10 protein-coding genes are annotated in these 16,343 nt (G+C 42.4%); all 10 read right to left on the bottom strand.

From position 1 onward, the window contains the following. Positions 1–25: 25 nt before the first annotated feature. The 10 genes from BXO87_RS02095 to BXO87_RS02050 all read right to left on the bottom strand — a co-directional run bounded on the left by BXO87_RS02095 (position 26) and on the right by BXO87_RS02050 (position 16,343). Positions 26–1,915 (bottom strand): hypothetical protein, encoded by a 1,890-nt coding sequence (locus BXO87_RS02095; RefSeq protein WP_076851146.1) that lies wholly within the window; start codon positions 1,913–1,915, stop codon positions 26–28. A gap of 22 nt (positions 1,916–1,937) precedes the next feature. Then, positions 1,938–4,073, bottom strand: coding sequence for a hypothetical protein (locus BXO87_RS02090; protein ID WP_076851145.1), 2,136 nt, complete (start codon positions 4,071–4,073; stop codon positions 1,938–1,940). 120 nt (positions 4,074–4,193) lie between these two features. Beyond that, complete coding sequence (locus BXO87_RS02085) at positions 4,194–5,879, bottom strand: hypothetical protein (protein ID WP_076851144.1); 1,686 nt, start codon at positions 5,877–5,879, stop codon at positions 4,194–4,196. 156 nt (positions 5,880–6,035) lie between these two features. Then, entirely contained in the window at positions 6,036–7,565 is a 1,530-nt protein-coding gene (locus tag BXO87_RS02080; RefSeq protein ID WP_076851143.1) for a hypothetical protein, read from the bottom strand. Between the two features lie 12 nt (positions 7,566–7,577). Further along, a complete protein-coding gene (locus BXO87_RS02075; protein WP_076851142.1) occupies positions 7,578–7,877 on the bottom strand; it encodes a hypothetical protein in 300 nt (99 codons plus the stop codon). Between the two features lie 15 nt (positions 7,878–7,892). Continuing rightward, positions 7,893–10,439 carry a hypothetical protein gene (locus BXO87_RS02070; protein WP_076851141.1) on the bottom strand — a complete coding sequence of 849 codons (2,547 nt, stop codon included), beginning with the start codon at positions 10,437–10,439 and terminating at the stop codon, positions 7,893–7,895. Between the two features lie 4 nt (positions 10,440–10,443). Further along, positions 10,444–10,902, bottom strand: a complete 459-nt coding sequence (locus tag BXO87_RS02065) for a hypothetical protein (RefSeq protein WP_076851140.1) — start codon at positions 10,900–10,902, stop codon at positions 10,444–10,446. A 3-nt stretch (positions 10,903–10,905) separates the two neighbouring features. Continuing rightward, positions 10,906–11,688, bottom strand: a complete 783-nt coding sequence (locus BXO87_RS02060) for a hypothetical protein (protein ID WP_076851139.1) — start codon at positions 11,686–11,688, stop codon at positions 10,906–10,908. Positions 11,689–11,775: 87 nt separating this feature from the next. Then, entirely contained in the window at positions 11,776–15,258 is a 3,483-nt protein-coding gene (locus BXO87_RS02055) for a M23 family metallopeptidase (protein WP_076851138.1), read from the bottom strand. Positions 15,259–15,269: 11 nt separating this feature from the next. Next, positions 15,270–16,343 carry a hypothetical protein gene (locus tag BXO87_RS02050; RefSeq protein WP_076851137.1) on the bottom strand — a complete coding sequence of 358 codons (1,074 nt, stop codon included), beginning with the start codon at positions 16,341–16,343 and terminating at the stop codon, positions 15,270–15,272.

The following is a 16,343-nucleotide window of genomic DNA, read 5'->3' as shown; positions in this document are numbered from 1 at the left end:
CCAAGAGTTTATTCTGTTGAGGTTATTATAAATTTTCTTTCAAAAACCCAAGCCCAATCGGTGCATAAGGAGTCATATTTGCTAAGAGAAACGGCGTTCTTGGGGTATCGGCTAAGGTGTACCGATAAGTCTGTTCGTAGTTATAGTCCATAATGACTTCAATGCCGTCAATCGGCGCTGCCCCTAGAATTAGTTTTTTATTAGACCCATCTACTGTAAACTTTCCTTCCTCGGGAGGAGTGTTAGGATCAAACTCTACATATTCAGCTTGAGTTAGGGTTGTACATCCTGTGTCACTGACAAGACGAATCTCAATGTCACCGTCTATTACGGGTTTATGGAATAAATGAAATTCCTTAGTGACTCCATCACCTGTACCAACGTGCTCGCTGTTCGATGTCTCTTTAACCTCTAATTCATCGAGCTGAGCAATATTCTTAGGATGGATAGCGTAAACTTCGTCTAGCCTCCCAACGTACCCGTCAGCGGGATGGACAATATACATCGGGGAAATATGGTACTTACCTGAGTACACTGACGGGTTAAATCGAGATTCGTTACTCGGGTCAACATCAGCGTCATGTGTAATAAATGCAAGATAATGTTTTTGGTACATCGCCCCTCCTACAGTACGCTGCACCATAACCGAACTGTTTCCGTTAGATGTATTGACCCCATAATCCACTTTATTTCTCCCGATCTTCAATCCTGAGCTGTACTCTATTTCATCTTCGGATCTAGAGCCTCCGATAAGTACGTTGTTTAACCTAGGAGTCTTCCCGATAGTGGAGAGACGTCCAATATACAATGGTGCGAAATATGTGCTCTCGGGGTCAGGGGCAGGGTCCAGCCTAAAGTAAGATACGATACGGTCTTTAGTAATATTCCCCCAAAAATAGACTTGAGAATCTCGTCCCCACCCTAACCCCAGTTCTTCCTGAGGTATGAAGGAAATCGCTGTAGGGATGGATGGATAAATAAAACGGACTGCATTATAAGCAGCACCCATCAATTCCGTCGGTACTGTTGGGTTGAAAGGTACTACTTCTATATCACCGTAACTGCCGCTAGAATCTTTAATCGCTTCGATTTCGTAATCAGCGTATACCGCTAAAGGTTCTGTCCCCTCATTAAATGTTACAGTACCTTCATCATGGTTGACCGTATAATCAGAAGGATCGATAGGATCAGTACCGTCAACAGTTTCGTAAAACTTGTAAGAGTTTTCCCTGATCCGTTGATTCCCGGGCAAGATTTTAAATCTAAAAACTCTTTCTGCTTCATCTAACAGTTCTGCCTGATTTGGATTTTCCGATCGAAGTATTAACTTAGTTGGAATAAACCCCTCGAAAGTAAAAAACCACAACCTTTTGACGACGTCGGGGGCATTGTCAGTCAGTGCGTAAGTAGATCTAAGTACGCCTGACTGACTTTCTTCAAAGGTTATTGTCCCTTTTTCCCCGTCCACAACATAGGGAGTCTCGGTCGGTTTCAACATTTCCCCGTTCTCTCGGTACAAGATGACGCTGGATGGTACTGCCGGTTTAACCTTTACTTCAAAAACTGTATTTGGTTTTTTTGCACCACTTGGTGTAACATCACTCAACTTCCCTAAAAACGTGTCCTTAGAGATAACTGGCTCCTCACCAAACGGGGTTACTTTTCCACCGTAACCTGCTGTAAACCCAAAGTAACGGTGCTGATTATCACTGCCCTTTGATTCAAATAAGTAGGTCTCTGCAAAAGTTTTACGATAAGGGTCCTTAACTCCATTTTTATTAGTCAAGGGCGCAAATGATCGGTATTTGCCTAAGGTGCTCCATCCCCCCGCATTAAACAATGCCTCTAGATCAGTCGGAAGTAATTGAACCGACAAATCCACATCAAAGAACCCATCCACATTTATTTTCGACATTCTTGATCACCTCTTTTTGTTGTTAAGAAACTGCCACTGTCGGGGCTACTACACCAACTGACTCGTTGCCAGCTAGATCTACGGTTGTAATTTTTATTTCAGGAGAAAATCCTGTGGCCAATCCCGTCACCATGTACCGATTAGTTCCTGTTATACCTTTTGCATAAAGCAATCCGTCAACATAGATATTGATATAACTCAAGTCTGCGTCAGTTGGTAACGTATACTCCAAAATTATTGTCTGAGCCTGGGGGCTACTTGACTTTGTGATTACGACTTCATCAGGAGGTGTTATATCGTTTTCGATGTCGTGAGGCACTGCGTTTGGGTTATAGTCCTCGGCATATATCCCTAACCCTACAGGACGGAACGGTGTAGCAGGAACCTTTGTAAGCGGAGAGACAGCCCCAATACTCAAGTACCTATACATCTCGTAAATTTTTTCAGGGCAATTAGTCTTTCTGACTCTTAAATTAGCAGCGTTAACACTTTGTGCATTGAAACCAATTGATTTGTCTAAATACCCTCTCACCCCTTCCTCAGGATGGACTACAGCAATCCTTGAAGAGTGAATTTTATTCGAATATCGCGAAGCATTGAATTGGTATTTGTAATTACTGGTGTTTTCCATAGACTCGTAAGCCCTAGGGTATTTCCTGTTTCGAGCTGTCATCTTTGTGGGAGGTAGCTGATTAGGCGGTGCGCCCCACGAGAGGTAGTGAGCTTGGTAACGGGCACCAAAACGAGAGCGAGAAACCATAACAGAATCTACACCATTTGACGCGTGATTCGGGTAAAGTTTCAGCAACGGTTGAATCGTCTCGCCAACCTTCGCCCCTGGATCGTCAAAATCAAAAGTTGAAACGATAGTTTCGTTGTCAGCACTTTGGCTGTTTGTGGTGAGCTTTTGCACAACTGTATTCTTAGTGTCGATTGCATGTGCTATTGTGCCTTGCTGTTCCCTCTCTACAAGCAACAGATTTCCTGATTTTTGAAGCAGTTTTACAATTTCTCCTGTCCCTTTGTTTCCTATAACCAAGTAGGTCGGTGCTTCAGGTAATCTTTCCCCATTGTCGACTAGTATCTGAGTCGATTTTGATGTAATGTCCCGAGCTAAAGCCGTGGCCTCATTCGCAGCAGTGGTTTTACTAGCTGGAGGGACAGTTCCTCCGAATAAAGCGTACCCTTCGTCACCTTCTCCTTCAGTAGAGTTTATTCTCCCGAAATAAAGAGGGATAGTAGGAACTAAATTACTCTCCCACGCAGGTGCGTTATCCGCTTGCAGGATTAGAAATATTGTCCTGCTGTCCACGTACCCTCTAACCCTAATCTCTGAATCCGTCCACCAGTTGGTATGCCAAACTGGATTATTTATGTGTTCTAGAAATTGTGCTCTCAATGTTGTTTTAACCATCGGTGACTGCATTACACGGGGATCTGCCTTTGTGATTGCAAGTTCTAATGAGGATGTCTCTAAACCTCTTGAAAATTCGGTCCCAAGCACCTCAATATCCAGAGCAGATCGGATAACATGGTAAGGTGACGCTGATGTATAATGTCCATCAAATTCCATATCAGAACCTTCAGGATCATTTGCGCTGTCTTCACTCGAATATCCGTACCACCATTCGTACCAATTAAGTCGGTCAATGTCTCGTGAAAAATTGTACGCAGTTCCTCCCATACCAGGGGCAGTAATGATAGATACTATACTATCGTTAGAAGCGTAATTAGAATTCGGTAACTTCTCTAACATGTAAAAATATAGGTTAGTTTTGCTAGACGCTTCAGCAAACTTATTCTTAACCCATTCTTCCCACGAAGGTGTCTTACCAAAATTTATATCTTTAGGGTCTTGTTCATCATTTATTCTCCTGATTGGATCTGTTTTATCAGTCAGGTAGGATAAATAAAACTGAGCTACTGTTGCAAAACCGAGTAGCTTACCGTCAGCATTCCTAAAGATGTCATGTTTAGCAATAGCGTAATTTGCTTTTCTAGAACCTGAGACATAAGCTCGTGCGTCTACTACAGCTTTATAAAAAGACCTGGCCTTGACCCACCCATTTTCAGCAAGCATTTTACCGAAAACATCCTGTAAATTGTCTTCCTCGAATTTTAAAAGAGTTTCCTTGGGGGTCGAGTCAATATACGGCATTAACTTCACCTTCTCTTCTAATTATTAGAATGCTAGAGGTATTAAAATTTAGATACCTCTAGCACTACAGGTAAACCTATTATAGGGAACACCTGTCTAGATATAACCATTGGTTGTCTACTATGAGACATCACTAGTGACTTCGCTACCTGTTGACTTATCCCCTGAATAATCTACAGAAACAACCTTAAAAGTAACTTCACCTGCATTTAATCCCTTGAAGACGTATTCAGTCACACCAGTTACACCCTCAACGTACTTCTCACCGTTAAGGAATATCTCCACCCCTGCCAAATCGGTATCGCTGGGGTTAATCCACGACAGTTTAACTTGACCGGGCTGAGGATTGATGAGTTTAAGTTCGTTGACGTTCCCTGGCGTCTTTTTGTCTGTGAGGTTAGGTTTAACAGTACCGTTCTGCTTTAATTCTTCTTTATAAATCCCCAAACCCATAGGTCGGAAGTGAGTTGCTGGTCTTTTTGTCAGAGGGGATACGGCGCTTATAGGTACACACTGGTACACGTCATAGACCGTATCAGGTGAACTGTCTCTGAGGATACGCAGCTCACTAGAATTTAGGTTTGTTGCATTCAACCCAACTGCTTTACTTAGATGTCCCCGCACCCCTTCTTCAGGGTGGATAAGGTAAATGTGAGAAGTTTGAACCTTTCCCGAATATCTAGAAGGATTGAATTGGTATCCGTTTCTCCCCCACGCACGTGGGTAATCTTTCAAATCGTCAGGGTTACCGTTATCTCTGGTTGGGGGCATATCTTGAGCCGCGGTACTCCATGAAAGGAAGTAACTTTGGTATCTAGCCCCTAGCTTAGTTCTGTTTATTAAAACAGAATCAATTCCATTTGACGGGTTTGACGGATACTTTTTAAGCAAGGGCATTATATGTTTCCCACCTTTTGACGTAATATCGTCAAAATCATAGTGGGATACCTCGGTAGATGTGGAACCCATCGGCACTGTCCCTGCAAACATCGCAACTGCTGGATCGCCTTCATCCACTGCCTCAATGTCACCAAAGTAGAAAGGTACAGATGGAACAACATTGTCTTCCCACATCGGAGTTACATCGGCTTGTAGAGTCAAAAACATGCTCTTGCTATCCAAGTGCCCCCTAACACTTATCTCAGAATCTCCCCACCAATTAGTGTCCATAAAAGGAAATTCAAGGTTCTCTAAAAATTTCGCACGAAGCGCTGTCTCTACTATAGGAGACTGCATAACTAACGGGTCAGCAGTCTTTACAAACTCTGATCCAGCGTTAGTTGATTTAAAGCCGACACCTGTAACTTCCACGTCAAGCACCATTCTTAGACGTTTCTCGTCTTCTGACTCAGTCCCCCATGGGGTGAATACGACGCCACTCTCATCGATATTAGGTACCTTATCCAACATATAGAAGTAAAGAGTGGTTTCTTTTTTATGCTTCTCAAATGCTTCCGACATGTAAGTAATAAGGGTTTCTTTTTCTGAATCTGCTGAATTAAAGACGTTGTAGTATGGGAACCCATTCACATGATCTGTGTAGTCTTCCCAATCAGCGACAACAGCTACCCCCAACAAGTCCCCTCTTGCATTTCTTAAAACAACGTGGTTTGCTACTAAGAATCTGTCATTATGGCGACCTGTTATGTCGTGCTCCGTTACAAAATGAACTGAGGTAACCATTTTTTTAAACTCTAACGCTACAGTCCAACCATGCTTAACCAACAGGTTCTTGAAGCCCTTTTGTAACTCGCCTTCTTGAATTTTGTAGGGGGAGAGCGCAGGAGCGTTATCGATATACGGCATACATACACCTACTTTCAATAGTTTTTACGCGAAAAGGGCGAGGAAGTTATGTCCTCGCCCCCTTCACCCATATTTATCGTTATTGACTTACCCCAAGTTGCGGTCAACTTCTTCAAACATTATAGTTTCCACAAACCATCGCTTAACGACCTATCGTTAAAAAACAATTGATGCATTGGCCTTAACCTCATCCGGAACGGAACTAGGGCAGTACAATGTATATGACCATCTAGTGCCTTCGTTTTCTCTGTTCATTGTAATTTTTAACTTTCCATCAGAAGGTTTGTACTTAAAACCGAACGGGCTTTTCTCTGAATATGCGTGAAACCCTGTCCTATGTTTTAATACTCCGCCCACGTATATAAACATCTCATCAGGTTCACTAAAGAAATTATATTCAATATAGTATACTCCTGATTCTGTGACATCGAACTTCCTACTGTTGTACCCTGAGTCACCATTGATGACATCGCTGCAATAGGCGGTTGGAGCCGGGTCATTTGGTTTTGGATCAGGTTCAGGGTCAGTAGTGCCGCCTCCGCCAGTGCCGCCATCTCCACCAGTACCGGTATCGCCTGGTCCACCATCTTCCCCTGACCCTCCATTTCCGCCGTTACCGTCGCTTCCATTAGGTTTGGATTTTACGACAACAGTTGAAGTTACCGTACATTGCTGACCATCTTCATACGTTACAATAAACTTTACTGAAAACGTCCCAGGCCGCAGGGTCTTAAACTCCCTCTCCCCTAGGTCCTCTAAAGCTGTTTTGTCAATTTTAACGGCCACCTTTAAAACTCCCGATTTATTTGAGTGGATTAAAGAAAACTTAACTTTCTCTCCAAGCATAACTTCTAAATGCTGAGGTGTTATCTTTAGCCCACATGGCTCCGGAGGTTCATCTCCAATTAAAGGGTCTTCAGCAGGTTTATCTATGATCTCCAACGGAGGTGTTGCAATCCTTTCGTAGCAGTAGGCGTTTTGCAGAATCCCTATGGCTGCCATCCTAAATTGAGTAGACGGTCGTTTGGTGAAAGGTGAGTCCCCCTCAATTATTGTTAAATAGTATTCATCAAATTGTACATGAAGAGGTCCTTCCACTTTCGGTGGATCTTTTGATTCTGATGGAACCTCCCCTCCTCCCGTACTTGGGTCTTCACCGTATAGGTTTGCCCATTGAAATGGGATACGAATATGAAGCTCTTTGGCTGTGTCTGTAACACATTTTAACCATACCTCGTATATACCTTCCTTTGTCATACTCATGAAGTCGTACATAGGGGTACCGTCTCCTAGATCCTTCTGAGTAAAGGCGATACCCCTCATTACAAGAAGGTCAGGATTATTGGGGTCACTCTCCAAAGAAATTGTTTTACCGCCCTCCCCAGTGAGGTAAGGTTCTTCGACCAAGGTATTATCTGTTTCTGTAACGAATCGCAAGAAGGCCTTGGCAGACACGATTCCCGCACTCTTTAAGCAATAAATATCAAGATACGATACACTATGAAGTTGTATATCTATTACAAGCGGACCTTTTTGGTGGTAAGTTATTACATCATGCACATCAGGGAATATGTGCCTTGAAGGTAGGTGTCTCCATCTTATGGAGTGAATGATTGGGTTTGAATCGGTATCTGTGTACCCTACGTTTTGCGGAATAGCTAAATCAGGAATTGGAGTAATCGCCATAGACTTCCACCTCTATTCTTTTATTACTTCTACATCAAAACCTTGCAACTTTAAATCTCTCGTCAAATACTCTGATAAATAAATATTACTCGCCTTATTTACTTCAACAGGTTGGCCTTCCTTTCTCAAAACCAGTTCATCGGGAATTCCTACAAGCTCGCCTTTAAATCGAACACCTGTCTTTACATTTATAATGTTATTCAGAGACTTCACAATCACATCGTTGTTTCCGCTTATCTTCACTTGGTGTAGGACTTCGCCCTCATTGTCAATGAAAGCGAAGTTCTTACCTCTTGTGATTTTAAGTATCATCGTAATCCCCCTATTCTAAAGGTTAGGGTCTATTCCCATTGCCTTTAACTGATCCATAATAAAGTCATGCTTTGCCGAGAACTTGTCACGCAAGAAAGGGCGGTTAATGGCATACATCATAAAGGCTTCCGCAAAATCCTCTGCTGGCCCAATGCAACCATAGTCAGATACGGGAGCCAGCTTGCCATTGTCTAAGACAGTCCCTGCACTGCTTTTGGTAAGTTCATCAAAAGTACCATCAGACTTTCTAACCCAACCGCTGATTTTTAACCATTCATCCATTTCGTGCAACTTAACCCCTAACTTATCCAAGCCATAGTTAGATACAGCGTGACCCATCTCGTGAATTGCTACCTCTGCTGCTACAAATGGAACAAAATTATCATCTGTCATTTCTTCTTTATAGTAGGTTAAATACTCACCACCTACCGCAGGATTCCCGAAACCGTTTGCCGATTTAATGTAGTCATAAGGTCTGTGTGCCTTGGCTGCTGATAAAGGATATTTCAAGAGTTCTGGTTCGAAATTAACTAGTGACCGGAATGTAGAAAGAATGTTCTCTTTTGTACCATCTGTGTAAGACACAGTTACCGCATTATCCAAAACCCAAGCACCTACTATCCCACTGTCAGATTCATCTTCCGCATATACGTTGTTGAAATCCATCCAGTCATAAACCTCGCCCGGTACTTTGCTGATCAATGGGGCCATCTTGTCTAATGTATCTCCTGACAAAAACCCCTCCGAACCAGGGAAAAAGCTCACTGGTTTTTGTAACTTTACTGACATATAGATCGAGGCTTTTTGTAGATCTGACAAGCACGATAAATTATCAGCAGACCAGTCCCTAAATTCTAACCATGTCTTGTCTAAATTTACTTTTCCAGCCTGGGCGTCGGAGATGGTCTTCCATAGAAGTTTGTGATAATCCTCTACATTTATTTTAGAGTTGGTAAGCTTGTACTTTGAGGAATCGTCATAAAAGAAGTCTATCCAATCGTTTCGCCCTTCCCAAAACGTAACACTCAATTCCCGGCCAATACCGTGCTCATTATTTAGCATGTACTCCTGAGTAGCGGGGGAAGGTTTCCAATAAACATTGCTAATTGTATTTACTGGCACCGAACCATCACATAAATAATTGAACCGGTATTCCTCCGGTTGGTTTCCCTGATCGGTAGGTTCCTCGTCATTTGGCTGGGGACTCCAAGGGCTTTGGGTTGATTCGGTGGGGGTCTGAGGATTGTACGGCAATTCATCACAATCCCCACACCAGTGAGGAAATTTCAGCCTATCCCCTTCCATTAAATTAATAAGAGGGATTAATACAATGTTAGGTATATGCCCTATGACGCCGTCCTCAGGGTGCATAACTGTCGCCCTAGATGAGTGGATCTTTTCACTATATCTTGAAGGATGGAAACCGTAGTTATAGTAACCGTAACGTAGGTAGTTCCATGCTCTAGGGTATTTTCTTGCAAACTCTTCTTCTTGGTCAGTTCCTAAAGATTTTTTAACCTTTCTTAACTCTTCTCTAGTAGGAGGCATTTGGTTAGGCGGAGCATTCCAACGAAGAAAATGTTCCTGGTATCTAGAACCATACTTTGTCTTTTTCACCATAACTGAATCAATTCCGTTTGAAGGATGGTGAACGTAATTGCGGGTAATCGGCTGAAGTGTATCAGTCTTTTCTTCTACGTTATCGAAGTCGAAGAATTTCCCGACCTGCGTCCCCCCTAACATAGCTATCGGAGTTTCATTGGACCTAGTTGTGTTTTTGGTTATAAGGTTACCGAAAAAGAAAGGGACCAAGGTTACTCCGTTATCCTCCCACATCGGTGCAGAGTCAACTTTCAATGTGAAGAAGGCACTGGTCTCATCAAAAACGCCTCTAAGTTGTATTAAAGAATCGGCCCACCAGTTTGTGTTGGTTTTGTAGTTCAATTTACCAATGGACGCTACATGTTCTCCAGTATCGCCTTTTAGTTTCATAGTGATTATAGGTGACTGTCTCATATCAGGGTGGTAGTCATTTTTGTTATGGTACTCAATATCTAAACTTGCTTTATGAACCCCAGCACCACTGTCGTCACCTAGAACAGTTACTGGCGTTGCCTTTCCTCCGCTAATAAAATGGGTATAACCCTCATACTTATCCAATGTGTATGCATAAACGGTTGTGTAGTCAACAAAGTCCTTATAAAAATCCACAAACCATTTAAGTAAATCCTTTTTATTTGTCGGCAGGTCCTCTGTTGAAATTTTCACTGCTCCTGTTGATTGAGCAAAAGCAAGTAACTGATTGTCCCATCTTCTAAAGATAAGGTGTCTTGTTATGCATAGCATTCCTTCGGTCGGTAGCTCGGGAGGAGTGTACCCTTTACTAGTTTTTACAAACAGACCTTTTTCAAAACTGATTTTATAAAGGTCAACTTTAGCAGCGTTCTTATTAAAGTCTTGCCACCAATAGTTACCTGATTTATCTTTAAAGCGTCTAAACACTTTATCAAACAAATCATCTAAGAAACTATCATGTCTAAGTGTTTCTTCGACAAAAGGCATAGAATTAACCCCCTTGAGCGGTTATGTCATCCCTGAGTCCTTGGTAATTGACCCAAGCATACTTAGACTGCCCGCCACGATTATTGAATTTAAAAGTTATGGTTTCACCAGCTTTAATTGACTTTACTGCCATTAGCTGAATTCCTTCCGGTACATCTTTGGTATAGATATTCTTACAGATGTAATTGATAGGTTGATCATCTTTAACAAACACGCTCCAGCTGTCGGTCGGATGGTATCTGTTTGCACCTACAGCAATGCTAGTCAATTCTATATCTATTGGAGGCGTGTATTCTGTAACAAATTCCCCAACTTGCCCCGGGATCTCCAATAAAATCCCCTCAGTGTAAGGTACAGTCTTAGTAGGCATGAATGGGTAATCTAAACGCCCTCCATTAAGGTGTCCGACCTGACCTACTCTATCTAACTCACCGCCGACAATTATATTTGCACCAAAGGACATTGGTTACACCTCACTTTCTTCTTCATCGAATTCTCCATACAGGTCTTCTTCGTACTCCGAACCAGCAAAATCCTCAGTCATTTCAATCTCGATATCTAAAGGTATGTCCTCGGGTTCGGAAGGATCGAATCCGTCAGCCCAACCGTCTTCAGGGGGTTCAATGTCGTCTTCAGGGAGATATTCTGTATCCGCATAATCCTCAGCCTCATCAACTTCTGTGTCATAACCTTGGTCAGATCCTCCACCGTCATAAAACTCGTTAGGATCATCAAATGTTTCAGTATCGTCCTGTTCTACGTCTAATTCGATCCACTGGTTATCTTCGTAATATGTCAGGTCGACTTTTTTAAAATCCCTGTAGCCGCCTTCTCTTACAATGTTGGCAGTTATGCCCTGAGTCCTTTCAAGGAATTGCGTAGCTATATCCACTTGAACAATCATTAAATGGTTGATGTATTCATGATCAGGGACTGTTTCAGGTACAGGCGGATCTAGCCCACGAACTAAAGAAATGGTATCAATTGCCCCATTTCGGTATACTATGAACACTTTTTTTATAACCCTAGGGTCAATAATGTTTGTAGTATCCCGTTCAACCTGAAATGTTTCTACTTGCCATTCATAAGCATTTAAGGTTGCTGAATCTGAAATATCCCCATCCACCTCTCCTTTCAACAGAGGGCTTTCAAATTGATGGGATATCCCTTTACCTTGATTTAACTTTCGATTTATTAAGTCAAGAATCGGGTACACATCGTTTACATTCATGTAGTTACTTTGAGCCATCTACTCACCAACTTTCTCCAAGCATTATAAGAAAAAACAAAGGTATTCCTAACAGAACGTAGGAATACCTGGCTAGACAGTACCTAATTAAACTACCCTTGCTTTACTGGTGACACTTTTAGGTGCAGTTCCAGGACAGTACAAAGTGTATTTCCACCCGGTCCCATAACTGACCCCTCCTTCGTTGATCTTTACTTTAATTTCCCCATCCGATGGTCTGTAATAAAACCCAATCGGCCCACCGTCTCCGTGGCTAACCGGTTTATCAAGTGAAAACCTTTTCTTGCTGCCTGTGTAAATAGCTATCCTATCCTTTGCTTCGTACATCTCCCACGAAACGTAAACGTAGCCGGCTTTCGTCACTTTGTGTGTGAACGAGGAAGAACCACTCCCTGATTTTACAGTTTGGCCGCAAGCAACTTTGTTTTCACCTTCTACGTCCTCAGGCGAAGTTTCAGGAGGGATGTTATAAATCGGCTTATCCTTATAATATGAATCCGTATCTTGCCAAGTCATTTCTAAGAAGTTAACCATGCCTTCCTTATTTCCGACAAGCCTATTTCCTTTAACGATGTAGTAACCGGCGGTCGAGGTCGTTGCATCATACATGTAGGCTCCATCTAACACTTCGATCATTGGGTTACCTTTTACTACAGCGTTGTAGGTCCTAGCCTGCCTCTTCATGTCAAAAAACAATTTTTCAGCAATATCTTCTTTCATGCCCCTAGCGGTAGATCCGTAACTTTCATCTACCCACTCTGAGACCACCTTCGCAGTCCTCATTTTACCTTTAGTGGAGATTAACAAATCGTGGTCAACAAAATGTTCAATCTGCCCTCCACTCCCTACGATCATAAGGTGATTTCGGACACGAGAGTGGTCAACGGAAGAGGTCAGGGAGTGGAGATTATCGCTATCAGTGAATTCCCATTTTGCGTCAGCTGCTGTTAAATTCCTTATGTTCTCCAAACGAAATGTGCCGTACCTGTCGCAATACGCACGGTACATTAAATCGCCAATCAGCTCTTGGATAGCGTCGGAAGCTCTCGTCCCTTCAGTAAAGTCTATCGCCTGTACGTATGGATTTTTATAGCCATATGCGTCTTTGACAGTAGAGATCTTTTTCTTGACATATTCTCTCTTTTTAGAGTCCCAAACAACGGCAGTCTTGCCACCACGGTCAATGTCAATATAATAAGTTTCTTCTATGACTGCGTCAGGATACTCTAAGTCGTCCTCTACTACTCTCCACCCAATGAGTCCGGATTCGTTAACGATATTGTGTACAATTGCAGATTTTACCCACATGACCGCTGGGTCCTTTTCATCTCCGTGGATTTCCTCTCGTCTAGGGAATGTTAAAATTCTATCAAAAACATGCTCCTCCAACTCATCGTACATATCTACACAATTTATTGAAACCGTACTTGCCTCAGAGTCTTCCTCTATTTCACCTTTAATCCGGCCCGTAAAGACCCTGACTAAGTTTTCACCGTACCCCGCATATATCCGTACAGGAGTTGCTTCACTAAGGACATGCCTTACAGCCCCTTGCTCGTAATATGACATATCAGAAGGCTTTCTGTTTTCGGGAAATACTGTTGTTCTAGTGTAGGTCGGAGAGTACGTACCCAATTTATTGTCAAGCGTAAACTTTGCGGTCCCCACCCTGCTATCAAAATGAGTGTTTACTTCCCATTCAGTTATGTCGTTCTCTATAGCAAAAGTGGTTTCGTATGCAAATGCTCCCGTATCTAACCACACGTCACGCTTACGTGCAACAATGCTCTCTTTTACATACGCATTTTCAACCTCGACCACTTTAAAGCACTTGATGCCGAACTCTGCTTCGCCGCTTACATTATCTATAGTGAAATCAAGGATATGGGAATTAACACCTTTCTGGTCACTCACTGAATACTTACCATATATGGGTGACTCGTAAGTTGGTTTAGCAGTGTTGTTAGATTTGGTGTACCGTTTAACAACCAGCCCGTCGTATGTCACTGTTACTGAATCCTCATCCTTTAAGTTTGCAAAGTAAGCGAACTCATAGTACCCATCAGCAGAGAAATTATGTTTATACCCGAAATCTTTAACTTGCCCCTTTTTCACGTTGCCGCTAAAGCCGATATACCTTTCTCCTGTTGTGAGCGAGGTAAAGTGTTTTATATTTTCTTTACCAATCCAGTTACTGCTAAGGTCGGCGTTCTTATCAAAACATTTATTAAATTTAATGTTATGGACAATCTCCTTTTCAATTCCCCCCGAACCACCTGCGGCAATTTTTTGAGCACCGGTCAAAATAGGGTATCCGTCAAGGTGTCCGTTACCCCCATAGACCCACTGGTTCTTCCAAACTTCAAAATGTAAGTGAGAACCAAAAGAACCCCCAGTATTACCCACTTTTCCGATTCGCGTCCCCGCCTTGATTTTTTGACCGGAGCGTACTTGCAGGGACCCGTCCTTCATGTGCGCATAGACTGTCCCATATCCGTTAGGGTGCTTCATCATTACAACATTCCCATAAGTGGTACTTTTATATGCTCTTTGGACAGTGCCGTCCCATGCAGCAACTACCCATCGGCCATCAACACCGGCTGACCCACTGCTTTTACTGGTGATATCAATGCCTTTGTGCATTCTCCCTCCGCGTAGGCCGTGTGGTGATGAAAGCTTCGCGTCTCCGGAGAAACTCATACCCTCAATAGGGAATACTGGTTTGGATGAGTCGGACGTAGAATTGTAAATTTGTACACCTTCATTTTCAATAGAATACACTTCGTCTTCTCCGCATGTTGGGCATTCTTTCTTAATTGTATTGGCGCTTATAGAAGAACTACTAGCAGAGCCTATCGAACCTGCTTCTTTACAGCCCCATTTACTTGACCCCTGTAATGCCTGGCTTCTGATTGTATCGTAATACTGCTTAACTCTGATTTTCCAGTTAGCTCCGTCAGCAGACCACACCCATTTTCCGTACCCTTTATCTCCCCCCTCGTGGAAATAATCGATATCGCTTGCCGTCATATTATTACTGGAGTTTATTTTAGAAAACCTACTTCCCATTGCGTCGGCATATCTTTTGGCAGCGAATTTTGCTTGAGTATCGATACCAGAGTATGTGTAGTCACAGGCACCAGGACAACCGTAGCCGACAATGAAACTACCTTTTTCAGGCTTACCTTGCCCTAGTGTCCCGAATGCAGTCTCATGCTTAGCTACAGCTAGAAAGAAATAATAAGCTTGGTTCGGTAATCTGTATGCTTTCACCCACCTATTAAAAGCACATTTTATGTACTCGAAGCGGTCTCCTGATTCTCCCCCTGAGGTTACTGTTGTAGGTTCTTCCGTTAAGGGGGATGTCATCTCTGCATTCGACTGTACTTTTTCAAGGGAGGCGGATCGTATTCTATCCCATACTTCGAACTTACTTCGCATACCGGGTACGTACGATACTTTATCTAATTCGATAACAACTCTTGGTTCATGACCTAGAGCATTAACTCTCCTCATAACATCATGCAGTAATTGCTTAGCAGGAGTGTCTTTATCAAAAACGTTTGTCACTTAAAATCCCCCTATCTGAATCTTTCTAAGGCCCACTCAGAAAATCTATGAAGGTAGACAACAGCTTCCGCTTTAGTCACACAGACTTCGGGCTGGAATGAGTTATCCTCGTATAACGGAAAAACGTAACACCCATCGTTGAATTTCTCATCCAATATGTTTAAAACATCTTCCGAGTACCATTTACCGATAATTTTTTTCCTGTCAGATACGTGTCTTTCTGTCTTGTCGACACTATTTGGATGATAACCGCGATCTGTGTATTTCCCATACAGACTCTTTCTCATTCGTTGTAAAATGACAAAGAATTCCGCCCTTGAAACAGTAATGTTTGGGAAGAATCTATCGTTATTCATCACACATTTTGAAGACGGGACCACCTTTTCTTTTTGTCTATTTTTCACAACAGCTCCCGATTTATAGTTGTAGTTAACATAGATCGGAAATTGATTAAGATTATATGAAACGTAAAGTATCCCATCTATGATTGTGAAACAATCATCTTTATTCCCTATTGATCTAACAAGGGCCGCTTGAATTGATTCTCCCTCCGCCTTATCGACATTGACTCTTGTTAACTTCTTACTCATGCAGACTGCTACTTCATTAAGTGAATACCGCAAATCAAAAACATATTTTTTGGACATTTCAAGTTTTTTGCTCGGGTAAGCTAATGAACAAGTGTTAGTCAGTGGATAAGTTTGACAGTTTTTCGGTGTGTGGTCTCCTTGGTGCATTTGCACAACCCCTGAAAGGCAAATACTTACCTGTTTGTTACCTTCCATAGGGAATCCCACATGGACATAATCCTTCTCCAGTTTAGTGGGGTTATATGGAACACCGTCTACATATACAACGACAGTCTCTCTTGAATCAGGCTTATACCCTTTTATATGGAACTTCGTCTGCCCTCCTGTCGTAGTAAAGTTATACACCTTTCTAGATTTACCTGTGACAAACTTGTTGTACAACTTAGGGGTAAATAAGGTTTCTTCTCTTTTAGAGTCCAAGAAAATTTTGTCAGCTTCCAAAACAGATCTGTAAAACCAATCTTTAGGGCGGACATCTAACCACTTCTTTGTCAC

Origin of the sequence: Bacillus sp. GZB (assembly GCF_001975995.1) — a bacterium.
In the GTDB taxonomy this organism is placed as follows: domain Bacteria; phylum Bacillota; class Bacilli; order Bacillales; family Bacillaceae; genus Bacillus; species Bacillus velezensis.
This window is presented reverse-complemented; position numbering and strand designations above follow the sequence as displayed.

Bases quoted from the DNA above. Each gene is read 5' to 3' on its own strand.
- BXO87_RS02095 (WP_076851146.1), bottom strand. From the start codon at position 1,915: ATGTCGAAAATAAATGTGGATGGGTTCTTTGATGTGGATTTGTCGGTT.
- BXO87_RS02090 (WP_076851145.1), bottom strand. From the start codon at position 4,073: ATGCCGTATATTGACTCGACCCCCAAGGAAACTCTTTTAAAATTCGAG.
- BXO87_RS02085 (WP_076851144.1), bottom strand. From the start codon at position 5,879: ATGCCGTATATCGATAACGCTCCTGCGCTCTCCCCCTACAAAATTCAA.
- BXO87_RS02080 (WP_076851143.1), bottom strand. From the start codon at position 7,565: ATGGCGATTACTCCAATTCCTGATTTAGCTATTCCGCAAAACGTAGGG.
- BXO87_RS02075 (WP_076851142.1), bottom strand. From the start codon at position 7,877: ATGATACTTAAAATCACAAGAGGTAAGAACTTCGCTTTCATTGACAAT.
- BXO87_RS02070 (WP_076851141.1), bottom strand. From the start codon at position 10,439: ATGCCTTTTGTCGAAGAAACACTTAGACATGATAGTTTCTTAGATGAT.
- BXO87_RS02065 (WP_076851140.1), bottom strand. From the start codon at position 10,902: ATGTCCTTTGGTGCAAATATAATTGTCGGCGGTGAGTTAGATAGAGTA.
- BXO87_RS02060 (WP_076851139.1), bottom strand. From the start codon at position 11,688: ATGGCTCAAAGTAACTACATGAATGTAAACGATGTGTACCCGATTCTT.